We start from the raw sequence: 24,983 nt of genomic DNA, 5'->3' as shown, positions 1-24,983 counted from the left end.
GCAGCCGGGGAACGCGCCCCAGCGGACCCGGTGAAGGGGAAGGGGAGACCGTGTGAGTGGAGCTGTTGGAGGGACCGATGGCGGAGGCATTGGACTCTGATCTCATCTCAACGCGATGCCAACAGATAGCGGATCTGGCGCGGCGTCTTCCGGACAGGCCGCTTTTGACGTTGGCCCATCACATTGACGAGGCGTGGTTGCGTGAGGCGTATCGACGCACGCGCAAGGACGGGGCGCCGGGCGTTGATGGTCGCACGGGTGCCGCCTACGGCGAGGAGCTTGAGGCGAACCTGAGCTCGCTGCTGGAGCGGGCGAAGTCCGGGGCGTACCGGGCGCCGCCGGTGCGGGGCACCTCGATCCCCAAGGGTGACGGGAGCGAGCGCCGAGCGCTCGGCATTCCGACGTTTGAGGACAAGGTGCTCCAGCGGGCGGTGGCGATGGTGCTGGAGGCGGTCTACGAGCCGGAGTTCCACGAGGGCTCGTACGGCTTCCGCCCGGGACGCTCGGCGCACCAGGCGCTGCAGGCGGTCTGGCGGCCGTTGATGGCGATGGGCGGTGGCTGGGTGATTGATCTTGACGTGCGCAAGTTCTTTGACCGGGTCGACCATGGTCTGTTGCGGGAGGTGCTGCGTCGGCGGGTACGTGACGGCGTGCTGGTTCGGTTGATCGGCAAATGGTTGAACGCCGGCGTGCTGGAGGAAGGGCAGTGGCGCCAGCCCGGGCGGGGCACCCCGCAGGGCGGGGTGATCTCGCCGATGCTCGCCAACATTTTCCTCCACGAGGTGCTGGATACGTGGTTCGAGGACAGTGTCCGGCCCCGGTTGCGCGGTGAGGCGCACCTGGTGCGTTTTGCCGACGATGCGCTGCTGGTGTTCGCCTGCGAGAGCGATGCCCGGCGGGTGATGGAGGTGCTGCCCAAGCGTTTTGCGCGCTACGGGCTGGAACTCCACCCGGAGAAGACCCGGGTTGTGCGGTTCGACCGGCCCGGATCGGGCGGAGGACCGCACCCGGAGACCTTCGATTTTCTCGGCTTCACCCACTACTGGGGGCGGTCGAGGCGAGGGCGCTGGGTGGTCAAGCGCAAGACGGCGCGGGATCGGCTGCGCCGGGCCATGCATGCAATCGATCGTTGGTGCTGTGTGATGCGGCATCACCCCGTGGTTGAGCAGTGGCAAGCCCTGAACCGCAGACTCCGGGGCCACTACGCCTACTTCGGCGTGCGTGGTAACTTTGCAGCGATCGACCAGGTCCGCTCCCAGGCGATGCGCTCCTGGCACCGATGGCTGTCGCGGCGCTCGCAGAAGGCGGCGATCCCGTGGTCGGAGTTCTCCCGGTTCCTGGAGTGTTACCCGCTCGCCCGGGCCAGGATCTGCGCCACGTAGCGAAGCCACTCACACGAGGAGCCACTTGCGGGAAACCCGCACGAGTGGATCTGTGGGGGCCGGCCGGGTAACCGGCCGGCCTACCGACGAGCGCCAGGCGAAGCCTGGTCGCTTGGGATTGGTGGCATGGAGGCGGCCATGAAATTGCGAGAGGGACCCAGCGGGCCGTTGAGCCCGCCCGGTAGAGGTTGGCCACCAGCCGGAAGTGAGTCTTGCGCTGCAGTGGGTAACTGCTGTGGTGAAGCGTAGACAGCGAGTGTCCAGGCTGCGTGATTGAGCCCCGAAATCCGCGACATTGTGGGTGCCGACGGTGTCTGAAGACCGGAAGGCAGTAACGCTGCACTGTAGAGGCCTGGTGTGGTGTGCCCGCCGGGGTCCGAGAGCGGGGCATGGGCACATTGGGGTCCCCCAGGAACCTGGGAGGGCCTGTCGTCTCCGCCTAAGAAGTAGACGGTGCGGGCGACCGCTGATCCGCAGTCCGGGCCAGTGGTGGGAGCGTCCTCCTGCTGCTGGAGCGAAGGCTGAGGGCGCTGCGGCGGTATGGTGCTGCGAGGACAGCCAGAGCGGTGCCAGACGGGCGGCAGGCAGTCGGAGTCTCCCATAGTACCGGAGCAGCCGGGGAACGCGCCCCAGCGGACCCGGTGAAGGGGAAGGGGAGACCGTGTGAGTGGAGCTGTTGGAGGGACCGATGGCGGAGGCATTGGACTCTGATCTCATCTCAACGCGATGCCAACAGATAGCGGATCTGGCGCGGCGTCTTCCGGACAGGCCGCTTTTGACGTTGGCCCATCACATTGACGAGGCGTGGTTGCGTGAGGCGTATCGACGCACGCGCAAGGACGGGGCGCCGGGCGTTGATGGCCGCACGGGTGCCGCCTACGGCGAGGAGCTTGAGGCGAACCTGAGCTCGCTGCTGGAGCGGGCGAAGTCCGGGGCGTACCGGGCGCCGCCGGTGCGGGGCACCTCGATCCCCAAGGGTGACGGGAGCGAGCGCCGAGCGCTCGGCATTCCGACGTTTGAGGACAAGGTGCTCCAGCGGGCGGTGGCGATGGTGCTGGAGGCGGTCTACGAGCCGGAGTTCCACGAGGGCTCGTACGGCTTCCGCCTGGGACGCTCGGCGCACCAGGCGCTGCAGGCGGTCTGGCGGCCGTTGATGGCGATGGGCGGTGGCTGGGTGATTGATCTTGACGTGCGCAAGTTCTTTGACCGGGTCGACCATGGTCTGTTGCGGGAGGTGCTGCGTCGGCGGGTACGTGACGGCGTGCTGGTTCGGTTGATCGGCAAATGGTTGAACGCCGGCGTGCTGGAGGAAGGGCAGTGGCGCCAGCCCGGGCGGGGCACCCCGCAGGGCGGGGTGATCTCGCCGATGCTCGCCAACATTTTCCTCCACGAGGTGCTGGATACGTGGTTCGAGGACAGTGTCCGGCCCCGGTTGCGCGGTGAGGCGCACCTGGTGCGTTTTGCCGACGATGCGCTGCTGGTGTTCGCCTGCGAGAGCGATGCCCGGCGGGTGATGGAGGTGCTGCCCAAGCGTTTTGCGCGCTACGGGCTGGAACTCCACCCGGAGAAGACCCGGGTTGTGCGGTTCGACCGGCCCGGATCGGGCGGAGGACCGCACCCGGAGACCTTCGATTTTCTCGGCTTCACCCACTACTGGGGGCGGTCGAGGCGAGGGCGCTGGGTGGTCAAGCGCAAGACGGCGCGGGATCGGCTGCGCCGGGCCATGCATGCAATCGATCGTTGGTGCTGTGTGATGCGGCATCACCCCGTGGTTGAGCAGTGGCAAGCCCTGAACCGCAGACTCCGGGGCCACTACGCCTACTTCGGCGTGCGTGGTAACTTTGCAGCGATCGACCAGGTCCGCTCCCAGGCGATGCGCTCCTGGCACCGATGGCTGTCGCGGCGCTCGCAGAAGGCGGCGATCCCGTGGTCGGAGTTCTCCCGGTTCCTGGAGTGTTACCCGCTCGCCCGGGCCAGGATCTGCGCCACGTAGCGAAGCCACTCACACGAGGAGCCACTTGCGGGAAACCCGCACGAGTGGATCTGTGGGGGGCCGGCCGGGTAACCGGCCGGCCTACCCGACGTCCACCGTTGCGGACTCCGATGGGCCACCTTGGCTTGCATGTCGGGGAAAGGCGGACCTGAAGGTCCGGCCTACGAGTTGCCGCGCGTCCCAGCAGGGGGCGGGCGGACCTTCAGGCCCGCCTGACCGGCCGCCTTACACGCCGATCTCCTCGAGAAACGCCTCGAACGTCGTGCACAACCACGAAACGTGGTCCGTCAGCGTGTGCTCGCTGTCCACCAGATGCAGCCGGGCACGATGTCGCTTTGCCCAGCTCACCACGATGTCCGGCGGGATGATGTCGTCATGCCAGCCGTGCACCGCCTCTGTCAGGCCGGCCACGGGCCTGGTGTCCCCGGCGTACCCGGGGATATCCACCGCCGGTGCCAGCAGGAACAGCCCTCGCGGCTTCAGCGATCCGCTGGCCACCGCCGAGACATACCCGCCCATGCTGGAACCCACCAGAACCAGATCCTGTCCGTCGGGCAGGGGCTGTTGCAGCAGATGGGTCACGCGTTCGTCCGGGTCCATGGTGAAACCGTAGTCCGGGCTCATTACGTTGAGCCCGCGAGCACGGGCAACTTCGGCGAGGGCGGTGATCTTGCGGCCCCAGGGGCCGCTTTCCTTGCCGTGGGCGAAGCAGACGGTGGTGGTCATGGGCATGCTTTGGGTGTGGGGTGGCCGGTTTGCGCCAGTTATACTGAATGGTACCCGCGGCTCGCGACAAGAGCGCCAGCACGACAAGGAGGCGATGCATGAGCACAACGCGTAACGCCATTGTGGATGCCGCCGTGGAGCTGGCCGAGGAAGCCAGCTGGGAAGAGGTCCGGCTCTATGACATAGCCGAGCGGCTGGACGTCCCCTTGACGGCGGTGCAGGCGCATTTCCGCGAAAAGGAAGAAATCGCCGACGCCTGGTTCGATCGGCCCGACCATGCCCTGGTCGCTGCGGCGTCGGACCCGGCCGTGCAGGCACTGCCGGCGACGGAAAAGCTGCATTGCCTGATCATGACCTGGCTGGATGCCCAGGCCGACCACCAGCGGGTGGTGCGGGAGATGATCAAGGGCAAGCTGGAGGCGGGCCACGTGCATGTGCAGATTCCCGCGGTGCTGCGCATCAGCCGCACCGTGCAGTGGCTGCGTGAGGCGGCACACCGGGACGCCGCGGGGGCCATGCGTGGCCTGGAAGAGACCGTCCTGACCAGCATTTTCGTCACCACCTTCGTCAGCTGGCTCAACGAGGATACCCATGACTTCCGCAGGACCCGGGCGCGGCTGTCGCGTCTGCTCCACGGTGCCGCATGGATGGCGCAATGGGTGCCGGGATATCATTCGCCGCGGCCCCGAGGCGCCTTGCCAGCGCCGCCGCAAGGTGCGCTGCGGCCCGAGAACGTCGCCGACGAATCCACCGACGCCCGTGCCTGACAACACTTCCTGGAAAGGTTGGTAAAGGAGCCCCCCTCTGGATACTCTGACCCACGCCCTGAGCGGGGTGCTGGCCGCGCGAGCCAGCGCCCCGCGCAAACCCCGTCCTGATCAGCTCTCCCTGCGTGAGCGCACCTGGGTCGGCGGCCTTGCCGGCGCCGCACCCGACCTGGATATCCTCTTTACCCTGGGCGGGCATGTGCCCTACATGGAGAACCACCGCGGCATCACCCATTCCCTGCTGCTGATGCCGGTGTGGGCATGGCTGCTGGCTGCGCTGGCCGCGCTGGCCCTGGGGCGGCGCCACCCCTGGCGCGCGTATTACGGGGTCATTCTGCTGGCATTGTTCATCCACATTCTGGGTGATCTCATCACCAGCTACGGCACCCAGATTCTGGCGCCGTTCACCAACTGGGCGCCGGGATTCAACACCACCTTCATCATTGATCCCTGGTTCAGTGGGGTGCTCCTTGCCGGACTGCTGGCGAGCCTCTACTGGCGGCCGCGCACCGGTGCGGCACTGGGACTGGCAGCGGTCACTGCGCTGGTGCTGTTCCAGTACAGTCAGTACCGTACGGCGGTGTCGGAAGCGCGGGACTGGGCGCAGTCGCAGGGCATCACCGACTACGTGGCGGAGGCCTATCCGCAGCCTTGGTCGCCGTTCAACTGGAAACTGGTGGTGGATCGCGGCGACCGTTACCACATGGCGTTGGCCAACCTGCGCCGGGACCGACCTCCGCACGATTTCGGCGACGACGCCTTCCTGTTCCTGCGGCTCTGGAGCGCCTACGTGCCGGTGGAACAGGCGGACTGGGAGACCTTCCATCGCTACGGGGCCGACAACCAGGAGCAGGAACTGGCGCGGGAAGTCATGGCCACGGACGACATGGCGTTCTTCCGCTGGTTTGCCAGCTATCCGTCCCTGCGCGCGGTGGACACGCGCAACGGGGATCAGTGCGTGGTGTTCGAGGATCTCCGCTTCCGCCTGGAGGGCATGAGCAACCCGTTCCGCTACGGCATGTGCCGTGCCGACGAGGATTCGGACTGGGAGCGGTACCGCATGGGGGATAACGGCGAAAGGAGCGCAATCTGATGCCAGCCAGGACGATGCCCGGAGAACACGAATGAGCAGTGCGGAGAGCGCGACGGGAACAACAGAGAGGCCCCTGGCGCCCAAGCGCGAGATCTTCGGCTGGGCCATGTTCGATTTCGCCAACCAGGCGTACACGCTTTTGATCATCACCGTGGTCTTCGGCGATATGTTCACCACGGTGATCGTCGGCGACCGGGGGGATGACTACCGCCTGGGCAACCTGCTGTGGAGCCTGTCCCTGGCGGTAAGCTACTTCCTGGTGGTGGTGTCCGGTCCGGTTTGTGGCGCCATCATGGACTACTCCGCCAGCAAGAAGCGTTTCCTTTTTGCCAGCTACATCGCAACGGTCACCGCCACGGCGCTGCTCTATTTCGTGGAGCCCGGGTACATCATCCTCGGCGTGATCCTGATCATCTGCTCCAACTTTGCCTACGCCATCGGCGAGAACTTCATCGCCGCCTTCCTGCCCGAACTGGGCCCGGCGCGTTCCCTGGGAAAGATTTCGGGCTTCGGCTGGGCGCTGGGCTACATCGGCGGCCTGTTTGCCGCCGCGTTCACCCTGGCCTTTCTCGGCGACGCCACTGCCGAGAACTTCGAGCGTATCCGCTGGGTGGGTCCCTTCGCCGCCGGGTTCTTCCTGCTGGCGGCCATTCCCACATTCCTGTTCCTGCGTGAACGGGGTGTGCCCCAGGCCCGGCCCACTGACCGCGGCTACGTTTCCCTGGGGTTCAAGCGCATCGGTGACACCATCCGTGATATCGCCCGGTTCCGCGATCTCGCCATCTTTCTGTCGTCGGTGCTGTTCTCCATGGGCGGGATCTATATCATCATCACCTTCGCCTTCATCTACGGCGCCCAGGTGATCGGCTGGGACGAGAACATTCGCAATATCATGTTCATCATCGTCCAGATCACCGCCGCCATCGGCGCGCTCGGCTTCGGTGCCCTGCAGGACCGGCTTGGCGCGAAGCCCACCTACATCGGCACGCTGACGCTCTGGGTGCTGGCGATTCTGGCCATCTGGGGCACGCCCGAGGTGACCGAATGGGTGAACGATACCTTCGGTGCGGACTGGGAAGCCCAGCACCTGTTCCTGGTGGTGGGTTGCCTGGCCGGGGTGAGTCTCGGGTCCAGCCAATCCGCCAGCCGCACGCTGGTGGGGCTGTTCTCGCCCGAGGCCAAGGCCGCGGAGTTCTTCGGTTTCTGGGGTCTGGCGAACAAGACGGCCGGGATGTTCGGAATCATCGGTCTGGGGCTGCTGCAGGCCCAGGTGGGTCTGCAGGCCTCGATCCTGTTCTGCGCGGCGCTGTTCATCATCGCCATCATGATCTGCCTGCCCGTGAATCAGGCCCGGGCGCAAAGGGCCGCACGGCAGTGGGACGCCGAGTATGCCGCCAACGGTGGCCGCATCGGTTAGAGTGATGCGGGGCATCGCAATCACCCAGGGGATCACATGGAACAACCGCGTATCGCCATCATCAGCAGCACCTCGGAGAATGCTCAGGATGCCGAGGTAGAGCTCCTGAAGCGGTACGATACGGTGCCGCCCAGCGAGGCGGATGTGCTCATCGCCCTGGGCGGGGACGGCCTCATGCTGCGAACCCTTCACCGGTACATGAACCTGGGCAAGCCGGTGTTCGGTCTCAACTGCGGCAGTGTCGGCTTTCTCATGAATCGCCTGGATATTGAAGGCCTGCATGAACGCCTGGCCCAGGCGCAGCCGGTGACCATCAAGCCGTTGCACATGCGCGCCTACACCGCCGGTGGTGAGTGGCGTGAGGGATACGCCATCAACGAGGTCTCATTGCTGCGCGAAACCCGTCAGACGGCCAAGATTCGCATCAAGGTGGACGAGGTGGTGCGCCTGGAAGAGCTCACCTGTGACGGTGTGCTGGTGGCCACGCCGGCGGGCAGCACCGCCTACAACCTCTCCGCCGACGGTCCCATACTGCCGCTGCGCGGCGGCGTGCTGGCACTCACCTCCATCGTTGCCTTCCGGCCACGGCGCTGGCGCGGCGCGGTGTTGCTCAACAGTGCCCACGTGGAGTTCGAGATCCTGGACACCCCCAAGCGCCCGGTCAGTGCCGTGGCAGACTTCACCGAGGTGCGCGACGTGCGCTACGTGAGCATCCGCGAGGACCCGGAGCGGGCCCTGACCCTGTGGTTCGATCCGGAGCATAACCTGGAGGAGCGCATCGTCAAGGAGCAGTTCCTGCCCTGACGTTGTCCGAGGCGTTGATGTCGCTTCCACGGACAGTCTCGAGACACGCGGCAAAGGCGTAGGGCGGGGCTTCGGGAAGCGGCCTGGGCTTGCGTGTCTTTTTTCGGCGGACCTGAAGGTCCGCCCTACGGATGCTGCGGACACACCCGGCGGGCCGGGGCCCGGAGGAGGAACAAGGGATGGACCACGCCACGGCCGATACGACCCCGCGCCATCACCGCGTCATCATCATCGGTTCCGGGTTCTCCGGCCTGGGCACCGCCATTCGCCTGAAGGAATACGGCGAAGAGGACTTCCTGGTGCTCGAGCAGGAAGGCGGCATCGGCGGTACCTGGTGGGTGAACCGCTACCCCGGCTGTGCCTGCGACGTGCAGTCGCACCTGTATTCCTTCTCCTTCGAACTCAACCCGGCGTGGTCACGGCTGTATGCCACGCAGCCGGAGATCCGTGACTACCTCAATCACTGCGCCGACAAGTACGACGTCCGCCGGCACGTGCGCCTGCGTACCGCCGTGAAGCGGCTGCTCTGGGATGAGTCGCGACGCTGCTGGTGGGTGGAGACGGACGCCGGCCACTGGAGTGCGGATGTCGTGGTCTCGGGCATGGGCGGTCTGTCGAGGCCTGCCCTTCCGGACATCCCCGGCATCCAGCACTTCCGCGGCCGTACTTTCCACTCCCAGCAGTGGGATCACGACTACGATCCAGCCGGCGAGCGGGTGGCGGTGATCGGCACCGGCGCATCGGCCATCCAGTTCGTGCCGCAGATCCAGCCACTGGTCCAGCGGCTGGACCTCTACCAGCGCACGCCGCCCTGGATCGTGCCCAAGCCGGATCGCCCCATCGCTGCCTGGAAGCAGCGGCTGTACCGGCGCTGGCCGGCTGTGCAGAAGCTCGTGCGTGGCGCCATCTACGGCGTTCTCGAAGGGCGCGTGCTGCCCTTCGCCATCAATCCGCGTCTCATGGCCCTGCCGCAACGCCAGGCACTGCGGCATCTCCGCCGACAGGTGCCCGACCCGGAGCTGAGGCGTCGGCTGACCCCCGATTACACCTTTGGCTGCAAGCGCGTACTGATCTCCGACGACTATTACCCGGCGGTGACCCGGCCCAACGTGGATCTGATCACTGCCGGAATCAGTGAGATCCGCGAGCACAGCGTGGTGGATGGTGACGGTAACGAGCGGGAGGTGGACGCGCTGATCCTCGGCACCGGCTTCCATGCGGCGGATCCGGTGCCCGAGGGCATGATTGTCGGTCGCGACGGTCAGGATCTCGGCACACTGTGGCGGGATGGCCCGGCAGCGTACAAGGGCACCACCGTGGCCGGTTTCCCCAACCTGTTCTTTCTCATGGGGCCAAACACCGGCCTCGGGCACAGCTCCGTGGTCTACATGATCGAATCGCAGATCCGCTACGTCATGGATGCGCTACGTCGCATGGACCGGGAGCGGATCACCAGCGTCGAGGTGCTTGCCGAAGCCGAGTCCGCCTACAACGCCCGGGTGCAGAGCCGCCTCAGCGGCGCGGTGTGGAACACCGGCGGCTGCCGCAGCTGGTACCTGCACCCGGCCAGTGGCCGTAATGTCACGCTGTGGCCGGAGTTCACCTGGCGGTTCCGGCGCCAGACGCGGCGCTTCGACATGGCCGCCTACCGGGTCGAGCGCGGCAGTCCGCGGGCGCCGCACATCACTCCTGCCCGGCGCGGCGGCGCTCCAGGTCGAGAATGAACTGCTGGAGCTCGTCCAGGTCGTGGAAATCCCGCACGCCGATCTCGCCCTCGCGGACTTGCTCGCCGCCAGGGTGGTCGCCGTGGAGCCACTGCCAGGTCACCTGGCCGGGGTAGATCAGTGGGATTTCAGTCCACTTCAGGGCGTCCTCGTCCGGCTCGCCGTCGGTCCTGACGGCGACCACATCGGCCTCGTCGACATCCAGCCCCAGGGTCTGCGGCAGTGACACCCGGTGCCAGCGGGCGCCCACCGAACCCGAGTGCACCGCGAAGGCCACGTTGTAGGTCTCCCCGGGCGCCAGGGTTTTGCTGTCCAGGCGGTTGGGCGCCTCCATGGTGCGGGTCAGGGTGATCCGCCAGTTGCCGTCCTCGTAGCCGCCGTCAGCGCGGATGGCGCCGCGGCTGCCGTCGGGCTGGCGCAGGAACCGCTGCGGGATCACGTCGCCTTCCTGCCAGTCGTGCTCCGGGTCGAAGGGGACGGCGTTGTGCTCGGCGATGAAGTACGGGTCGTCCTGCCCGTACTCGCGGTTGACGAGCGCGTCCCAGTCCAGGGCGCGGCGACCGGTGGTGTCCGGGTCGAACATGTAGGCGGGCTGCCCGGCCTCGTCGTCCCAGTTGTCGGTGAACATGCTGCGCCCCTGGGAGGAGAGGCGGTAGTGCAGCACATAACCGTTGTCGGCGACGCCCATGGGGTGACTGCGATGCGCCCGCCACTGCCACAGATCCAGAAATACGCCGTCGTCCTGGAGTTCGGCGAGTTCGTCGTCATCGCGAATGGCATCCCAGGACAGATCGCCGGGGTCGTCCACGTCCCGGCTCTGCGGGAGGTACTTGCGTACGTCGCTGCGTCCCATTTCCTCGCCGAGCTTCGGGTGGTCAGTGACCTGCTCTTCGTCCGCTGCCGAGGTCAGGGTGCGCATACCCTCATGGATGAGCATCCAGCCACCGTAGCGGTCAAAGCCGTCCACGGAGCCATCGTCCAGCATCATGGAAATGCGATCCTCGTAGAGCCGGTGTGCGTCGGGGCCGGGAGAGCCGGAGCCGTAGCGCACCCACTCGCCATCCTCGTAGCGCCAGTACTGGTGGTACCAGCTCGGGTTGTCGGTCTCGTAGCGGTAGTGGAGCCGGAACTTGTCGTCGTCGAAGGTGGCGGCGACATGAAGACTGTCCCGGGCATCCGCGTCCGCCGGGATATGGAGATTGCGCTCGCGGTCCACCAGCTCCGATCCGTCCGCCAGGGCGGCAAAGGGCGCAGTGAACAGGACGAAGAGGGTGGGTTGCTGGCGCATGGCTGTTCTCCGTGGGGAGTGACCGTTAAACGTTCAGTCTACTAAGCCTGCGGCGCATGGCAAACGGCCTATGCCCGCGGCCTGCTGCCCCAGGTTGCCAGGTACAGGCCCAGCAGGATCAGCGTCGCACCCACGGCATGGTAGCCGTGCAGCCGCTCGCCCAGCAGGGGCAGTGCCAGCGCGGCGGTGAACAGCGGCATCAGGTACAGGAACATGCCCGACTTCCCCGGGCCGATCATCTGCACCCCGTAGTTCCAGCCCAGGTACGAGAGGATGGAAGGGAAGATGGCCACATAGACGAACGCCGGGGCGTGGCTGAGTTTTGGCGTGAAAGTCACCCCGGCGGCAATTTCGATCATGTAGATGACGAAGATGAACGGCAGTGCCAGGGCCACCAGAGACGTGAGCAGGACCACCGGGTGCAGCCCCAGCGGATTCCGGCGCAACACCACCGAGTAGAGGGCCCAGGAGGTGATCGCCACCAGCATCAGCAGATCCCCCGGTGCCAGGGTGAGGGACAGCAGTCGCTCCAGCGAGCCCTGAGCGATGATGGTGACCACGCCGGGCAGGGCGATGGCCAGACCCAGCGCCTGCCGGCGGGTGAGGCGTTCGGTGGCGCTGATCCAGGCGACAAAGGCGATGACCACCGGCATGGTGGCGCTGATCAGCGAGATGTTTACCGCCGTGGTGGTGACTGCGGCGCCATAGAGCAGTGTGTTGTACAGGCCTGCGCTGAGAACGCCCAGTATGGTGAGCACCACCACGTGCTGGCGGATCGCGGGCAGGGAGCGTCCCAAGTGCGGCCAGGCCAGGGGCAGCAACAGGAGCAGGGCGAACACCCAGCGCCAGAAGGATAATGCGACGGGTGGAATTTCGCCCACCACGCCGCGGCCCACCACGGCGTTACCGGCCCAGAACAGCACCGCGGCGCTCAGCGCCCCGGCGGCCAGCAATTCCTGCCGCCGATCCGGGGTCACTGGCAGATGCCCTCGTCACTGATTCCTCTCCGGCACTGCAGCCGCGTGTCCACCGCGATGAGCCGCCATTGCTCGCCGTCGGGCTCCATGCGCAGCCGGTAGTCCCGTCCCGCCAGGGCATCGTCCTTCATGCCCCAGTGTAGGACCACGCCCACGGCATGGCCCTCGTCGTCGCGAAGCAGTCGCCGTGTCTGCTCCCAGATATCCTTGCCCAGGAAGCGGTTCTCCGGCAGGACGTCGGCCACCCGCGCCAGTAATGCTGCGGGTGTGTCGGCGGTTGCCCCGTCGGCCACGAACGCACGGGCGGGATGCCCGTCGCCTACCGGCGCCCAGTCGGTGACCTCCGGCGTGTGGACTGGATCGTCCGGCAGCGCATCCCGCAGTGCCTGCAGGCGCGGCTGGGCGGCAAGCCCGGCTGGCTGCCACTGGGGCGCGGACTGATGGCTCCAGGCGCTGGCGTCGTTGCTGACCACTCGGCCCTCCGGGTCGCCGTGTTGTGCACACGCACTCAGGGCCAGGCCCAGTGCCAGCACCGAGGCGAAGCGTTGTATGCTCATGGGCGTGACCCTCTCCGCGCCTGCCGAGCGACGAGCCTGCCTGCTTCGGTAAAGCCTGTCCACAGGTGGGTGCGGAATCTGTCAGACTGGCATCACGAAGTGACCCGCAACCAGTGAAAGAGTGAGGCAAATGAGCGACAACAAGCAGCCCTGGGCGGCTCCCATGCCGGAGCAGCAGTTCACCCTGATGCGCGAGATTCTCGCCGCACCCAGCCCCATTGGCCTGGAAGGCGCCATGACCTATGGCGTGCTGAAGCCCTATTTCGATCGCGTCACGCCCAAGGACTGGCATCTGCACCAGTTCAAGGGCCACGCCGGCGTGGTGCTGGACACACACCCGGGCCGCGACGACATGTTCAAGGTGATGATCATCGGCCACGCCGACAAGATCCGCATGCAGGTGCGCTCCATCGGCGACGACGGCAAGATCTGGATCAACACCGACTCCTTCCTGCCCACGGTGCTCATCGGTCACGAGGTGAAGCTGTTCAGCGAGGACCCGGAAAACCCCGGCAGCTACCGCGTCATCGAGGGTGGCACCGTGGAGGCGCTGGGTGCCATCCACTTTGCAGACGAGGCGGTACGCACCGGCAAGAAGGGCGTGACCAAGGAGCAGATCTACCTGGACCTGCAGATCCACGGCGAGAACAAGAAGCAGCAGGTGGAGAACCTGGGCGTGCGGCCCGGCGACTCCATCATCTTCGACCGCCCCATCCGCCGCGGCTTCAGCCCGGACACCTTCTACGGCGCCTACCTGGACAATGGCCTGGGCTGCTTCGTCACCGCCGAGATTGCCCGGCTGATCGCCGAGGCCGGTGGTACGGAGAAGGTGCGGGTGTTGTTCACCATGGCCACCTACGAAGAGATCGGGCGCCTGGGCAGCCGGGTGATGGCCGGCGAACTCAAGCCCGATGCCCTCATCGGCGTGGACGTCAACCACGACTATGTGGCAGCCCCGGGCATGGGCGACAAGCGCCTGGCGCCGCTGGAGATGGGTAAGGGCTTCACCATGTCCGTGGGGTCCATCGCCAGCGAGCAGCTCAACCGCGTCATCGAGAGTACGGCGAAGGAGTACGACATCCCCATGCAGCGTGACATGGTGGGTGCGGATACCGGCACCGACGGCATGGCCGGAGTGCTGGCCTCGGTGGACTGCGCCGCCACCTCGGTGGGTTTCCCCATCCGCAACATGCACACCATTTCGGAGACGGCGAACACCGGTGACGTGCTTGCCGCCATCCACGCGCTGACCCACACCATCCAGTCCCTGGATGCCCTGGCTGATCCCCATCGGGAGTTCCTGGACAACCATCCGCGCCTGGACCAGGCCAGCCCGTTGGGGCATCAGGGATCGGCGAAGCCGGAGAACGGAAGCGATTCGTGAAACCGACCGGGTACGGGAACGACGGTGTGTCGTTCCCGTACCCGAGGTGTTTGGCGGCTACTGCGGTTTTGGGGGTGAAGCAGGCAAGGACTGGGCGTGGCGTGACGCCGAATGCAGCGCGTGCAGAGCGCTCAGCGACCGGTTGTCGCGCTCCCCGACTCCTTTTCCTCGTTGTCGCAGCGCCGCAGGCAATTGGCGTAAAGCACCAGGCTATACTCGCGCAGATCGAATTCGCGCTGCTGGGCAATGCGCTTCTGGCGTTCTTCGATGAGGTCGTCGACGAACTCTTCCACCTTGCCGCACTGCATGCAGACAATGTGGTCGTGGTGTTCACCGTCCGCCAGTTCAAAGCGGGCCTGTCCGCCCTCGAAGTGGTGGCGTTTGACCAGCCCGGCGGTCTCGAAGTGAGAGAGCACGCGATAGACAGTGGCGAGGCTGAAATCCGAGCCCTCATCAGACAGACGCCGGTAGAGCTCCTCGGCGGTGAGGTGATGCGGACCGTCTTCGTTCTGCAGCGACTGCAACAGCTCCAGCACGCGGACACGCGGCAGGGTTGTTTTCAGACCGGCTCTTTTCAGCTGGGGATATTCCATGACCCGACTCCGGCTCGCCCAATGCAAGTTAGACTCAGTCTAGAGGATTTGAGCCGCTTTGGCGAGAGGGCGGCAAACGTCGGCTATCCCCTGGCCTGTTCCTGACGGCTGCGCACCCGCACTACGACGTCCATCCCTTCGACTTCGGTATCTTCCGGCAGGCCCAGATCGCCGCGGATGGCCAGTCGGCCGGCCGGTATATCAGACAGTTCGCCGGTGTCCAGGTTGTAGACGTGATGGTGGTCAGAGGTATTCGAGTCGTACAGCGTGCGATCCTGTTCGATCAGCACTTCCTTGATGAGCCGGTTGTGCACGAACAGGTTCAGGGTGTTGTACACCGTTGCCTTGGAGACGTGCCCGTAGGCCGCATTCACCTGGGCCAGAACCTGGTCGGCAGACAGGTGCTGCGGGCGCTGGAAGAGCAGGTGGGCGATATCAATGCGCTGCTGCGTCGGCTGAATGCCGAAGCGCTCCAGCATCGCCTTGATATCATTCCGCTCCAGTGGAAAACCGTGGCTTCGTTCACTCATGGCCTTAGAATACCATCGCGGACCGGGAATTGCGCAATGCTTGTCCGGGGCTGGCGTGCCGGGCATGGACGCCATACCCGCCGTGCGGATAATGTGTCCGCATCCGGTTCAACGGAACGATGCTCCGCCTGTCAGGATCCGATTCATTGATGCGAACCTTTCTGCTCCTCACCGTGGCCCTGCTCGTCGCCGTGATTCTCGCGGCGGTGCTGGGGAGTGGTCCCTCGGGGCCGGATGAGGGCGCGGCGCAATCCGGGCGTGAAGCCGGGGACCTGAGCGACCGGCGGGGCGCCCTGGTGGATGAGGTGGTGTTCACCCAGGAGACGGATGTTGGCAAGGTGGCCGGGCTCATCGAGGGTGGCACGCACCACGTCTTCGCCCAGGGCATTACCAACACCACGGTGTTCCACCGCCTGCGTGATTCCAGCAAGGCGGATTACGAGGAAGCCTATGGCACCTCGGTGGAGCTGACGCTGAACCCCGCCGGCCCGGAGTTTGCCAACGGCGATCTCAACCCCTTTGCCGTGCGCGCCATTCGCGAGGCCATGAACTGGCTGGTGAACCGGCGTCACGTGGCCGAGGAACTGTACGGCGGCCTGGCAGTGCCGCGCTTCCTGCCGGTGAACACCGCCTTTCCCGACTACGCGCGCATGGCCGACACCGCCCGTGCCCTGGAGCTGGAGTACGGACACAACCCCGAGCGTGCGCGGCGGGTCATCCGCGAGGAGATGCGCGAACTCGGTGCCGAGCTGGACAACGGGCAATGGGTGTTCGAGGGCCGGCCCGTCCGCCTCAGGGTGCTGATCCGCTCCGAGGATGCGCGGAAGCGGGTTGGCGACTATGTGGCCAACCTGCTGGAAGACGAAGGATTTCGGGTTGAGCGGCAGTACCGCACCGCCGAGGAGGCCTCGCGTATCTGGATCGGCAGCGACCCCGGTGCGGGGCGCTGGCACGTCTACACTGGCAGCTGGATCTCGACCACCATCAACCGCGACGTCTCCGACAACTTCAGCTTCTACTACACCCCCCGCGGGCGGCCCGACCCGCTGTGGCAGGCCTATGACCCGGATCCGGAACTCGATGAGATTGCCGAGCGTCTGCAACGGCGGGATTACACGACCCGCGAAGAGCGCCAGGAGATGATGGCCCGGGGCATGGAACTGGCCATGAAGGACTCGGCGCGCATCTGGTTGGTGGACCAGACCAACCTGATCCCCCGGGCCGCCAATGTGGAAATGGCTGCGGACCTGGCCGGCGGCATCGCCGGCTCGCGACTGTGGCCCTACACGCTGCGTTTCCGGGATCGGGTCGGCGGACGGGTCGTGTTCGCCGCGCCCAGTCTGCTCACCGAGCCCTGGAACCCGGTGGCTGGCAGCAACTGGCTATTCGATTCCATGATCAACCGCTCGCTGAGCGACACCGCCGTGCTGCCGGACCCGTTCACCGGCCTTTACTGGCCTCAGCGCATCGCCGGCGCGGAGGTGACGGTGCAGGACGACGTGCCGGTGGAGCGCACCCACGATTGGTTGACGCTGGAGCGCGAATCCGAGATTACGGTTCCCGAGGATACCTGGATCGACTGGGACGGTGAGCGCGGGCGGTTCATCACCGCCGGCGAGAAGCATCAGGACGGCATCACGGCCCGCACCCGGACCCGCATCCGCTACGAGGATGGCTACCTGGAGCGGCGCTGGCATGATGGCTCGCAGGTGTCCGTGGCGGATGTCGTGCTGCCCTGGATATTGACGTTTGCCCGTGCCGACGAGAGCAGCAGCCTTTTTGACCCCAGCCATGTTCCGCTGTTCGAGGTGTTTCAGCGCCACTTCCGGGGCTGGCGAATCATTTCCACGGCCCCCCTGGAGATCGAGATCTACAGCGATCAGATCTACCCGGATGCGGAGACCATCGTTGCCCAGCGCACGCCTTCCGCGCAGCCATGGCATACCCTTTCGCTGGGGATTCTTGCCGAGCGTAGCGGCGAGCTGGCGTTCTCCTCGGACAAGGCCGATCGCATGGAAGTGGACTGGATGAGCATGATTGCCGGGCCCAGCCTCAACGTCCTGGAGCGGCGCCTGGGAACTGCCGAGGAGAGTGGTTTCGTTCCCTACGCCCAGGTGCTGGAGGATTACCTGCGCGATGACGAGCCGCGGGAGCGCTACGCCGCGGTGCGCGACTGGTACGAGCAGCGCAACCACTTCTGGGTCGGCGATGGTCCCTTCTACCTGCATGCCGTTTATCCGGTGGAGCGCACCGTGGTCCTGCGGCGTTACGAGGACTTCCCGGATCCTGCCGACAAATGGCTCCGCTTTTCCCGGCCTCGGATTCCGGAGGTCAGTCTTGACGGGCCGATGATGGTGCAGATGGGCGAGGAGGCGCGGTTTCGCCTGGAAGTGACCTTCGAGGGGGCCCCTTACGATGCCGGCGATATCGAGCAGGTGCAGTACCTGCTGTTTGACGGCGAGGGCAGACTCCGTCACCGCGGTACGGCGAGTCCCGGCAGCGACGGCCGCTGGGATGTTGACCTCAGCGCCGACGAGGTGGCCGAGCTGGGCACCGGGGCCAACAGCCTGGAGGTGGCGGTGACGTCCTCCCAGGTGGCGCTGCCGGCTTTCGCCTCCCACGCCTTCGCCACCGTGCCGCCCGGTACCGCGACGCTGGAGGACGAACTTTGACGGTCACCGCACCGGCACGCACCGGCTGGCTCCGCGATCTGCGGCGCATTGTCGTGTTCACCGGCAAACGCCTGATCGCGCTCCTGTTGACGGTGATGATCGGCGTCTATCTGACCATTTTCATCGCCAACATGGGCGGCGAAGTGGATGACCTGCGCAAGATCCAGATCCGGTCCAACGTCGCCGAGCAGGTGCGCGCCGATCCCGCGTTTTTCGATCTTCCGTCGGAGGAGCGCAACGAACTCATCGAAACCCAGGTGCAGCGGGAGGTGGAGCGCCGGCGCCTGGACGAGCCTTTCCTGCTAAGGAGTGTCGACTACCTGCAGCAGGCCATGGTGCTGGACCTGGGCCGCGCCGAGGAGATGCACAGCGACCGCGGCGCCCGCGACGTGTACTGGATCATCGTCGAGCGCCTGCCGGCGACGCTGCTGCTGTTCGGCACCGCCAACCTGCTGGTGTTCTTCGTCTCGGTGTGGGCGGCCCTGTGGCTGTCGCGCCGCTACGGCAGCGCCACCGATCGCTCCGTGATCGCCCTGGCGCCGAGTTCCGCGGCCCCCGGGTGGTTCTACGGTATTTTCCTGATCCTGATCTTCGCCTTCCTGATCCCGGTATTGCCACCGGGGGGGATGGTAGAGATCCCGCCGCCGGAGAGTCGCTGGGCGTACGCGCTCAGCGTCATGGAGCACATGATCCTGCCGGTGCTGGCGATGTTCGTGTCGTCCATCTTCATCTCCATCTACTCCTGGCGCACGTTCTTCCTGATCCACTCCAGCGAGGACTACGTGGAGATGGCCCGTGCCAAGGGGTTGCCCTCGGGACTGATCGAGCGACGCTATATCCTGCGACCGACCCTGTCGCCCATCATCACCAGCTTCGCGCTCATGCTCATCGGCCTGTGGAGCGGCGCCATCATCCTGGAGCAGGTGTTCAACTGGCCGGGCCTGGGCACGCTGCTGTTCCAGGCCATCGGCCACCGGGACACCCCCGTGATCATCGGCTCGGTGGTGATCTTTGCCTACCTGCTGGCGGTGACCGTGTTCCTGCTGGACATCCTCTACGCCATTCTCGACCCGCGGGTGCGGGTGGGCATCGAGGGGGATAACCGATGAGGCGCTGGCTGGAAGGTCTGCGGGAGCTGCGACAGTATCCCTCCGCCATGGGTGGCATGGCGCTGATCGTGTTCCTGGTGGCGCTGTCCATCTACACGGTGATTGCCATCCCCTACAGCCAGGCCCTGGAGCTGTGGCGTGGCGGCGACGAATGGAACAAGCATCCGGTGAACGCCGGCCCTGTGTGGGCCGACCGGCTGATGGGCGGTGACAAGCCCGAGACCATCACCGTCAGCGGCGCCGAGGCACCGGTGCGTGACGCCCCGTTCGAGGGCGGGCGCCAGGTGCGCATGCCGCTGGCCTTCGACTACCCATACGGCGAGTTCCCCAGCGAGATCAACCTGTTCCTGGAGACCAGGGACACGGAGCGCGAGGCCTTCGTGCGCCTGAGCTGGCAAACCCCCGATGGCGACACCATCCCCCTGGGTGGCCGCCGCGTGGCCCAGCAGGATCGGGTGTCCATCTCCCAGAACAGGGCCCTGGAGGGCCGCCTGGGCGCGCCGCCGCACATCGCCCTGCTGGCCGATGACCCCACTGCCGATGACCCTCGCGCCGTCCCCGGTGAGTACCGCCTGGTGGTGGATGCGATTCTCTTCGGCGAGGATGCCTCGCTGGAGGCGGACCTGGTGGTCTACGGCCGCGTCCACGGCATCGCCGGCACCGACCACCAGCGGCGGGATCTCATGGTAGCGCTGCTTTGGGGAACGCCGGTGGCGCTGGCCTTCGGGCTTCTGGCGGCGGTGGGCACCACCATTACCACACTGGTGATCGCCGCCACCGGGGTGTGGTTCGGCGGCCTGGTGGACGCCACCATCCAGCGGCTCACCGAGGTGAACATCATTCTGCCGCTGCTGCCCATCCTTGTCATGGTGGGGACGCTGTACTCCACCAGCATCTGGCTGATGCTGGGAGTGGTGATCGCGCTGGGCATCTTCAGCGCCGGTATCAAGATGTACCGCGCCATGCTGCTGCCCATCCGCCAGGCACCGTACATCGAGGCGGCACGGGCCTACGGCGCCAGCAACACGCGCATCATCATGCGCTACATGATCCCGCGCATTCTGCCGGTGCTGATCCCGACCTTCGTCACCCTGATCCCCACCTACGTGTTCCTGGAGGCATCCCTGGCGGTGCTGGGGCTGGGCGACCCGATCCTGCCCACGTGGGGCAAGGTGCTTAATGACGCCCAGGTGCAGAGCGCGCTCTACAACGGCTTCTACTACTGGGTGGTATCGCCGGCGCTGCTGCTCATGCTCACCGGTCTGGGCTTTGCCATGCTCGGCTTCGCCCTGGACCGTGTCTTCAATCCGCGGCTGAGGACGCAGTAACCATGGTGCAGAAGCCCCTGCTCAGCGTGAACGACCTGCGCCTGGCCTACCAGACCCGGCGCGGCGTGGCTCAGGCCGTGGATGGTGTGAGTTTCGACATTCGCGCCAACGAGGCGCTGGTGGTGCTGGGGGAGTCCGGCTGTGGTAAGAGCTCCCTGGCCAAGGCGCTGCTGCGGCTGCTGCCGCGCAACGTTCACCGCTTCTCCGGCCAGGTGATGCTGGGCGACACGGACATCATGCGCCTGAGTGAGGAGGCCTTCCGCCGCGACGTGCAGTGGACGCGGGTGTCCATGGTCATGCAGGCCGCCATGAATTCCCTGAACCCGGTGGTGCGGGTGGGCGAGCAGGTGGCCGAGCCGTTGCGTGTGCACCTGGGCTGGTCGCGCCAGCGTGCCCTGGAGCGCGTGGCGCAGACCTTCGAGCAGGTGGGCGTGTCCACCGACTTCCTGCAGCGCTACCCCTTCGAGCTCTCCGGCGGCATGCGCCAGCGGGTGGTGCTGGCCATGGCGCTGGTCACCGAGCCGGAGCTGGTGATCCTCGACGAGCCCACCTCCGCGCTGGACGTGCTCACCCAGGCCAGCATCATGAATGTGCTCAAGCGCATCAAGCGCGAGCAGGGTACGAGTTTCATGCTCATCACCCATGACGTCGCCACCTCCAGCGAGATCGCCGACCGGGTGGCGCTGATGTATGCCGGTCAGGTGGTGGAAGTGGCCGACGCGAACGAGTTCTTCCATGACCCGGCCCACCCCTATTCGCAGATGCTCATGGCCAGTGTGCCGCGGCTGCGCCAGCGGGAGGAGCCGACGCATATCCCCGGCCAGCCCCCGGATCTCATGGATCTGCCTGGGGGCTGCCGGTTTGCCGACCGCTGCCCGCAGCGTTTCGATCGCTGCGCCCGGGACCCGGAACCCATTCGCGTGGGTGACCGGCATTCGGTGCGCTGCTGGCTCCACGCCCGGGGCAGTCAGGCAGCCGGAGGAGGCAACCGATGAGCGCAGCGCAACCGCAGACCGATAGCCGGCCACTGCTGTCCGTCCGCGATCTCCAGACCTGGTTCGAGCTGCGCCAGTGGGGGTTCCTGCGGGTGGGATCGGTGCGCGCCGTGGACGGCGTGAGCTTCGAATTGGCGCGGGGCGAGTCAGTGGCGTTCGTGGGCGAGTCCGGCTGCGGCAAGAGCTCCCTGGCCCGCACGCTGCTGGGCCTGCACCGGCCCACCGGCGGTGAAGTCACCTTCCAGGGCCATCGGCTGCAAGGCCTCAAAGGTAAGGATATGCAGTGGTACCGCGCCAGTGTCGGCTATGTGCAGCAGGACCCGTACGGTGCGTTGCCGCCGTTCATGGATGTGCGCCGGTTGCTGGGCGAGCCGCTGAAAGTGCACGGCGTCACCGATGCCGGCGAGCGCGAGCGGCGCATCCGCCAGGTGCTGGACGAGGTGCGGCTTGGGCCGGCGGAGACCATTCTCAACAAGTTCCCGCACATGCTGAGCGGCGGTCAGCAGCAGCGGGTGGTGATTGCCCGCGCCCTGGTGCTCGAACCGTCCATGATCATCGCCGACGAGCCGGTCTCCATGCTGGACGCCTCGGTGCGGGTGGAGATCCTCAATCTCCTGCGGCGCATTCAGACGGAGCGCGAGCTGACGCTCGCCTTCATCACCCATGACCTCTCCACCGTGCGCCATTTCGCCGACCGGATTTTTGTCATGTACGCCGGGCGCATTGTCGAGCAGGCCCAGGTGGACGAGCTGCTGGCGCATCCCCAGCACCCCTACACCCAGTCGTTGCTGGCGGCCATCGCCGATGTGGACGCGGCCAACGCGCAGCAGATGCGGGATGTGCCCAGTGGTGAGCCGCCCAGCCTGTTGCACCCGCCGGCGGGCTGCCGCTTCCATCCCCGTTGCCCGCAGTTCATGAGTGGCACCTGCGATGTGCACGACCCGGGCCTGCTGGAGCCGCGGCGGCAGCATTACTCCGCCTGCTGGCTGCACCGGTAGGGGGTGTTCGTGTTCGGGGGTATCCTGCGACTGTTGCTGGGCACCGCCCTGGCGCTGGCCGCGCTGGCGGTTCTCCTGGCCATGGTTGCCGACGCCCTGCCGGCCAGCCTGTTCCTCTCCATGGGCGCCTACGCCACGCTCTTCGTTGGCATGTTCATCGCCCTGGCCGGCATCCTGCGCCTGACCCGCCAGAAGCCGTAGGTCGTAGGGCGGACCTTCAGGTCCGCCTTCTTCCGACATGCCTGCCAAGATGGCTCGCTAAAGCCCGCGATGGTGGACCTGAAGGTCCACCATGACGGGCTTTGATCATCCACCTTCAGCTCCGAGTCACCACCTGATCCCGCCCGCCATGCTTGCCCTCGTAAAGGGCCTGGTCGGCGCGCACATAAAGTGTGTTGAAGCTCGCCGCCTCTCCCGGGCCAACCGCGGCCAGGCCGATGCTGACAGTGAGCGCCTGACCGGCGCCGGGCAGTGGCAGGGGTGTCTCCGCGACCCGTCGCCGGATGCGTTCGCATAGCTCGCGGGCACCGCGCTCGTCGGTGTCCGGCATGAGCAGCCCGAACTCCTCCCCGCCCAGGCGGGCCACGGTGTCACTGCGCCGGACCAGGTCCCGCAACTGTGCGGCGAAATGTCGCAGTACGACGTCGCCCGCCGGATGGCCATGGGCGTCGTTAATGGCCTTGAAGTAGTCGATGTCGATCAGCGCCAGGCTCACCGGTTCCCGGGCCCGTTCGGCATGTGCCAGGGCGTCGTCCACGCGCTGGAGCAGCGCGCGGCGATTGGGCAGATTGGTGAGGGTGTCGGTCACCGTCAGCCGTTCCAGCGCCGCGCGCTGACGCACCACCTTGTCCATGGTCCACAGCAGGCCGGCGATCACCACCAGGACCAGGGCCGCCAGACCGATTACCGTTGCCGAAAGCCAGCGCGTCAGTTGCAGGTGCTGTCCGGAGGCGTCGTGGTTCAGGGCGTGCAGCTGGCTGTAGATGAAGGCGAGGGTGTCTTCCACCTCCATGGCCACCAGCTCCAGCTCGTCGTGCCGATCGGGGTCGGCGAGGGCTTCCTCAGTGAGCTGGCGCAGTTCGGGGAGCAGCTCGTTGACATGATCGAACTCGGCCAGAATGTCCTCATACCGCTCCTGGTCCAGCTCCCGCCGCTCCAGGTTGCCGCGGGTGGTGCCCTCGCGGCTGCGGATGGTATCCAGGGTGCGGAGGATCCGTTCCTGGTGAAACGCATTGGGGTGATCGAGAAACGCTTCGGTGGAGCGCCTGAGCAGCGCCGTCTCGTACTGGCCGCGTACGAGGTTGCTGGCGAAGGCGGTGTAATCCGCCCCCATGTGCTTGCCGGCGTTGCTCACGAACAGCCAGGTGACCGTGACCACCACCGCCGTGAGCAACAGGAAACAGCCGAGCAGGGCTGCCCGGAACGCGCCAGGGGAGCGCATTTAGCGCGCCCGCATTTCGATGATGGACCACATCCAGTGTGTTGGCGTGACTTCGCCGGCGAGGACGGCCTCTTCCTCCTCCGGGACCACCAGCAGCAGCGGGCCGAGGTTGTCGGCGGGCAGCGGCTCGCCGTCGAACCGGGTCACCAGCAGGAAGCCCTTGTCGGCGATCTCCTCCGGGGTGAGGAAGATGGTGTACTCGTCGGCGGCAATGAAGCGTATGCGCCGCGCCTCGTCCAGGCCTTCGGCCTCCAGGAACCGGTCCAGCCTGACGCCGGTGAAGACCCCTTCCAGGCCTTCGAAGTGGCGGAGTTCCACATCGTACATTTGGTGTTCGCGCTCGATGTCCCGGAGGGAGCGCTGGTGGCGTTCCCGGTCCTGAATCAGTGTCAGGATGGGGGCGTCGTCGCGGGAAGGCGTGCTATCGCTCTTCGACACCTGCGACGATACGGTTGCCGCCAGGAGCAAACCTGCCCCAAGGGTCATCATCTGCGTGAGCCACTTCATGGATTCCGGGACTCCGCGGCTTGAAGGCGCCTAGAAACGCCGGTGGACAACGGCGGAGCCGAACACTTCGTCAGTCAGCCAGCTGACTTCGATGCCGGCACCCCAGCCCGAGTCCTGAATCACGCCGCCAGTACGGAAGCGAATCCCCGCCTGGCCGGATTCGTCGCCGCGGTTCGGGTAACGATAGAGCGCCTGTACCTCGGTTTCCAGATCGTCGCGCTGTGCACGGAAACCAACGGAAGCACCGCCATCGGTGCGGCTGCGTGCCCAGTCCCGGTCGATGTGCGCGCCTTCCAGGGCCATGATCACATCGAACCAGGGGTGGGCGCGGCGGGCGATGCCAGCCTCGATGTCGCCGCGGAACGCCTGGGCGCGGTCGTCGTCGAACCGCTCTTCGTTCTGGCTGTTCTCCAGATACATGCCCTGAGCTCGCAGGTACAGACCGTTATCCATGCGTCCGTTGATGGCGAGTGTGGGGCCGAAGACGACATCGGTTAGAGCGTCATCTTCGTAGGCAGCCAGCCCGCCGCTCACCGTGAGCGACCCGGCCATTGCCGACCCTGCTGTGACGCAGCCTCCAAGGATTAACGATGCCGCCAGCTTTGCGAAAGAACCAGTGTTCATAGGCCATCCTTTACATTCGCTGCAAGCGTGCCTGCATAGCGCGGTTCCGGGCAAGCGTCTCGTCCTGGCGGCGG

At 66.2% G+C, this 24,983-nt stretch carries 23 protein-coding genes; 14 read left to right on the top strand and 9 right to left on the bottom strand.

Annotated features, from left to right (window positions below; translation table 11 throughout):
- Nucleotides 1–170: 170 nt before the first annotated feature.
- The gene (ltrA, locus tag KU884_RS18125; protein ID WP_254432052.1) at nucleotides 171–1,382 is read left to right on the top strand and encodes a group II intron reverse transcriptase/maturase; all 1,212 of its coding nucleotides are present in this window, start codon (nucleotides 171–173) and stop codon (nucleotides 1,380–1,382) included.
- Between the two features lie 781 nt (nucleotides 1,383–2,163).
- Nucleotides 2,164–3,375: a group II intron reverse transcriptase/maturase gene (ltrA, locus tag KU884_RS18120; RefSeq protein ID WP_254432116.1), complete on the top strand. Its 1,212-nt coding sequence runs from the start codon at nucleotides 2,164–2,166 to the stop codon at nucleotides 3,373–3,375.
- A 225-nt stretch (nucleotides 3,376–3,600) separates the two neighbouring features.
- Here the strand turns inward: ltrA (KU884_RS18120) and KU884_RS18115 are convergent, their stop codons facing one another.
- The gene (locus KU884_RS18115) at nucleotides 3,601–4,101 is read right to left on the bottom strand and encodes an alpha/beta hydrolase (protein ID WP_167783930.1); all 501 of its coding nucleotides are present in this window, start codon (nucleotides 4,099–4,101) and stop codon (nucleotides 3,601–3,603) included.
- Between the two features lie 98 nt (nucleotides 4,102–4,199).
- On the opposite strand from KU884_RS18115, the gene KU884_RS18110 reads away from it, so the two are divergent.
- The 5 genes from KU884_RS18110 (at nucleotide 4,200) to KU884_RS18090 (ending at nucleotide 9,906) form a co-directional block, all read left to right on the top strand.
- Nucleotides 4,200–4,868 (top strand): TetR/AcrR family transcriptional regulator, encoded by a 669-nt coding sequence (locus tag KU884_RS18110; RefSeq protein WP_167783929.1) that lies wholly within the window; start codon nucleotides 4,200–4,202, stop codon nucleotides 4,866–4,868.
- Between the two features lie 67 nt (nucleotides 4,869–4,935).
- Nucleotides 4,936–5,961, top strand: a complete 1,026-nt coding sequence (locus KU884_RS18105) for a metal-dependent hydrolase (protein ID WP_167783928.1) — start codon at nucleotides 4,936–4,938, stop codon at nucleotides 5,959–5,961.
- Between the two features lie 31 nt (nucleotides 5,962–5,992).
- Entirely contained in the window at nucleotides 5,993–7,378 is a 1,386-nt protein-coding gene (locus tag KU884_RS18100; RefSeq protein WP_167783927.1) for an MFS transporter, read from the top strand.
- Nucleotides 7,379–7,414: 36 nt separating this feature from the next.
- The gene (locus KU884_RS18095) at nucleotides 7,415–8,182 is read left to right on the top strand and encodes an NAD kinase (RefSeq protein WP_167783926.1); all 768 of its coding nucleotides are present in this window, start codon (nucleotides 7,415–7,417) and stop codon (nucleotides 8,180–8,182) included.
- 179 nt (nucleotides 8,183–8,361) lie between these two features.
- On the top strand, nucleotides 8,362–9,906 hold the full coding sequence (locus tag KU884_RS18090) for an NAD(P)/FAD-dependent oxidoreductase (protein ID WP_167783925.1): 1,545 nt from the start codon (nucleotides 8,362–8,364) through the stop codon (nucleotides 9,904–9,906).
- On the opposite strand, the gene KU884_RS18085 is transcribed toward KU884_RS18090, so the two are convergent.
- The 3 genes from KU884_RS18085 to KU884_RS18075 form a co-directional block, all read right to left on the bottom strand.
- On the bottom strand, nucleotides 9,866–11,194 hold the full coding sequence (locus tag KU884_RS18085) for an ethylbenzene dehydrogenase-related protein (protein WP_167783924.1): 1,329 nt from the start codon (nucleotides 11,192–11,194) through the stop codon (nucleotides 9,866–9,868). The two genes, KU884_RS18090 and KU884_RS18085, sit on opposite strands and share 41 nt — an antisense overlap.
- Nucleotides 11,195–11,262: 68 nt before the next feature.
- A complete protein-coding gene (locus KU884_RS18080; RefSeq protein WP_167783923.1) occupies nucleotides 11,263–12,171 on the bottom strand; it encodes a DMT family transporter in 909 nt (302 codons plus the stop codon).
- Nucleotides 12,168–12,728, bottom strand: coding sequence for a hypothetical protein (locus KU884_RS18075; RefSeq protein WP_167783922.1), 561 nt, complete (start codon nucleotides 12,726–12,728; stop codon nucleotides 12,168–12,170). The genes KU884_RS18080 and KU884_RS18075 overlap by 4 nt, the downstream gene beginning before the upstream one ends.
- A gap of 130 nt (nucleotides 12,729–12,858) precedes the next feature.
- On the opposite strand from KU884_RS18075, the gene KU884_RS18070 reads away from it, so the two are divergent.
- Complete coding sequence (locus KU884_RS18070; RefSeq protein ID WP_167783921.1) at nucleotides 12,859–14,112, top strand: M20/M25/M40 family metallo-hydrolase; 1,254 nt, start codon at nucleotides 12,859–12,861, stop codon at nucleotides 14,110–14,112.
- 131 nt (nucleotides 14,113–14,243) lie between these two features.
- Here KU884_RS18070 and fur read toward each other — a convergent pair whose 3' ends face one another.
- Together fur and KU884_RS18060 are read right to left on the bottom strand one after the other, a co-directional pair.
- Nucleotides 14,244–14,705 (bottom strand): ferric iron uptake transcriptional regulator, encoded by a 462-nt coding sequence (fur, locus tag KU884_RS18065; protein ID WP_167783920.1) that lies wholly within the window; start codon nucleotides 14,703–14,705, stop codon nucleotides 14,244–14,246.
- Nucleotides 14,706–14,788: 83 nt separating this feature from the next.
- Nucleotides 14,789–15,235 carry a Fur family transcriptional regulator gene (locus tag KU884_RS18060; protein ID WP_167783919.1) on the bottom strand — a complete coding sequence of 149 codons (447 nt, stop codon included), beginning with the start codon at nucleotides 15,233–15,235 and terminating at the stop codon, nucleotides 14,789–14,791.
- Nucleotides 15,236–15,384: 149 nt separating this feature from the next.
- Between KU884_RS18060 and KU884_RS18055 the strand changes: the two genes are divergently transcribed.
- From KU884_RS18055 to KU884_RS18030, 6 genes are read left to right on the top strand one after another with little or no spacing between them, the layout of a single operon-like run.
- Nucleotides 15,385–17,907, top strand: coding sequence for an ABC transporter substrate-binding protein (locus tag KU884_RS18055; protein WP_167783918.1), 2,523 nt, complete (start codon nucleotides 15,385–15,387; stop codon nucleotides 17,905–17,907).
- Complete coding sequence (locus KU884_RS18050; protein ID WP_167783917.1) at nucleotides 17,904–19,016, top strand: ABC transporter permease; 1,113 nt, start codon at nucleotides 17,904–17,906, stop codon at nucleotides 19,014–19,016. Before KU884_RS18055 ends, KU884_RS18050 begins: the two co-directional genes overlap by 4 nt.
- Complete coding sequence (locus KU884_RS18045) at nucleotides 19,013–20,344, top strand: ABC transporter permease (protein WP_167783916.1); 1,332 nt, start codon at nucleotides 19,013–19,015, stop codon at nucleotides 20,342–20,344. The genes KU884_RS18050 and KU884_RS18045 overlap by 4 nt, the downstream gene beginning before the upstream one ends.
- A gap of 2 nt (nucleotides 20,345–20,346) precedes the next feature.
- Nucleotides 20,347–21,339, top strand: coding sequence for an ABC transporter ATP-binding protein (locus KU884_RS18040; RefSeq protein WP_167783915.1), 993 nt, complete (start codon nucleotides 20,347–20,349; stop codon nucleotides 21,337–21,339).
- Entirely contained in the window at nucleotides 21,336–22,337 is a 1,002-nt protein-coding gene (locus KU884_RS18035) for an ABC transporter ATP-binding protein (protein WP_167783914.1), read from the top strand. Before KU884_RS18040 ends, KU884_RS18035 begins: the two co-directional genes overlap by 4 nt.
- A gap of 9 nt (nucleotides 22,338–22,346) precedes the next feature.
- Entirely contained in the window at nucleotides 22,347–22,538 is a 192-nt protein-coding gene (locus tag KU884_RS18030) for a hypothetical protein (protein ID WP_167783913.1), read from the top strand.
- Between the two features lie 115 nt (nucleotides 22,539–22,653).
- Here KU884_RS18030 and KU884_RS18025 read toward each other — a convergent pair whose 3' ends face one another.
- Genes KU884_RS18025 through KU884_RS18015 form a run of 3 tightly spaced genes read right to left on the bottom strand, consistent with a single transcriptional unit; the run spans nucleotide 22,654 to nucleotide 24,837 of the window.
- Nucleotides 22,654–23,778, bottom strand: a complete 1,125-nt coding sequence (locus tag KU884_RS18025) for a GGDEF domain-containing protein (RefSeq protein WP_167783912.1) — start codon at nucleotides 23,776–23,778, stop codon at nucleotides 22,654–22,656.
- Nucleotides 23,779–24,285 carry a molybdopterin-dependent oxidoreductase gene (locus KU884_RS18020; protein WP_167783911.1) on the bottom strand — a complete coding sequence of 169 codons (507 nt, stop codon included), beginning with the start codon at nucleotides 24,283–24,285 and terminating at the stop codon, nucleotides 23,779–23,781.
- A gap of 30 nt (nucleotides 24,286–24,315) precedes the next feature.
- Nucleotides 24,316–24,837 carry a hypothetical protein gene (locus KU884_RS18015; RefSeq protein ID WP_167783910.1) on the bottom strand — a complete coding sequence of 174 codons (522 nt, stop codon included), beginning with the start codon at nucleotides 24,835–24,837 and terminating at the stop codon, nucleotides 24,316–24,318.
- Nucleotides 24,838–24,983: the final 146 nt, after the last annotated feature.

The sequence above is a fragment of the Aquisalimonas sp. 2447 genome, from assembly GCF_012044895.1.
GTDB lineage: Bacteria > Pseudomonadota > Gammaproteobacteria > Nitrococcales > Aquisalimonadaceae > Aquisalimonas.
Note: the sequence above shows the minus strand (reverse complement) of the source record. Positions and strands in the feature narration are given on the sequence as shown.

Bases quoted from the DNA above. Each gene is read 5' to 3' on its own strand.
- KU884_RS18045 (WP_167783916.1), top strand. From the start codon at position 19,013: ATGAGGCGCTGGCTGGAAGGTCTGCGGGAGCTGCGACAGTATCCCTCC.
- KU884_RS18110 (WP_167783929.1), top strand. From the start codon at position 4,200: ATGAGCACAACGCGTAACGCCATTGTGGATGCCGCCGTGGAGCTGGCC.
- KU884_RS18100 (WP_167783927.1), top strand. From the start codon at position 5,993: ATGAGCAGTGCGGAGAGCGCGACGGGAACAACAGAGAGGCCCCTGGCG.
- KU884_RS18035 (WP_167783914.1), top strand. From the start codon at position 21,336: ATGAGCGCAGCGCAACCGCAGACCGATAGCCGGCCACTGCTGTCCGTC.
- KU884_RS18115 (WP_167783930.1), bottom strand. From the start codon at position 4,101: ATGACCACCACCGTCTGCTTCGCCCACGGCAAGGAAAGCGGCCCCTGG.
- KU884_RS18060 (WP_167783919.1), bottom strand. From the start codon at position 15,235: ATGAGTGAACGAAGCCACGGTTTTCCACTGGAGCGGAATGATATCAAG.
- KU884_RS18095 (WP_167783926.1), top strand. From the start codon at position 7,415: ATGGAACAACCGCGTATCGCCATCATCAGCAGCACCTCGGAGAATGCT.
- KU884_RS18075 (WP_167783922.1), bottom strand. From the start codon at position 12,728: ATGAGCATACAACGCTTCGCCTCGGTGCTGGCACTGGGCCTGGCCCTG.
- KU884_RS18090 (WP_167783925.1), top strand. From the start codon at position 8,362: ATGGACCACGCCACGGCCGATACGACCCCGCGCCATCACCGCGTCATC.
- KU884_RS18085 (WP_167783924.1), bottom strand. From the start codon at position 11,194: ATGCGCCAGCAACCCACCCTCTTCGTCCTGTTCACTGCGCCCTTTGCC.
- KU884_RS18070 (WP_167783921.1), top strand. From the start codon at position 12,859: ATGAGCGACAACAAGCAGCCCTGGGCGGCTCCCATGCCGGAGCAGCAG.
- KU884_RS18055 (WP_167783918.1), top strand. From the start codon at position 15,385: ATGCGAACCTTTCTGCTCCTCACCGTGGCCCTGCTCGTCGCCGTGATT.
- KU884_RS18015 (WP_167783910.1), bottom strand. From the start codon at position 24,837: ATGGCCGGGTCGCTCACGGTGAGCGGCGGGCTGGCTGCCTACGAAGAT.
- KU884_RS18040 (WP_167783915.1), top strand. From the start codon at position 20,347: ATGGTGCAGAAGCCCCTGCTCAGCGTGAACGACCTGCGCCTGGCCTAC.
- KU884_RS18025 (WP_167783912.1), bottom strand. From the start codon at position 23,778: ATGCGCTCCCCTGGCGCGTTCCGGGCAGCCCTGCTCGGCTGTTTCCTG.
- KU884_RS18020 (WP_167783911.1), bottom strand. From the start codon at position 24,285: ATGAAGTGGCTCACGCAGATGATGACCCTTGGGGCAGGTTTGCTCCTG.
- fur (WP_167783920.1), bottom strand. From the start codon at position 14,705: ATGGAATATCCCCAGCTGAAAAGAGCCGGTCTGAAAACAACCCTGCCG.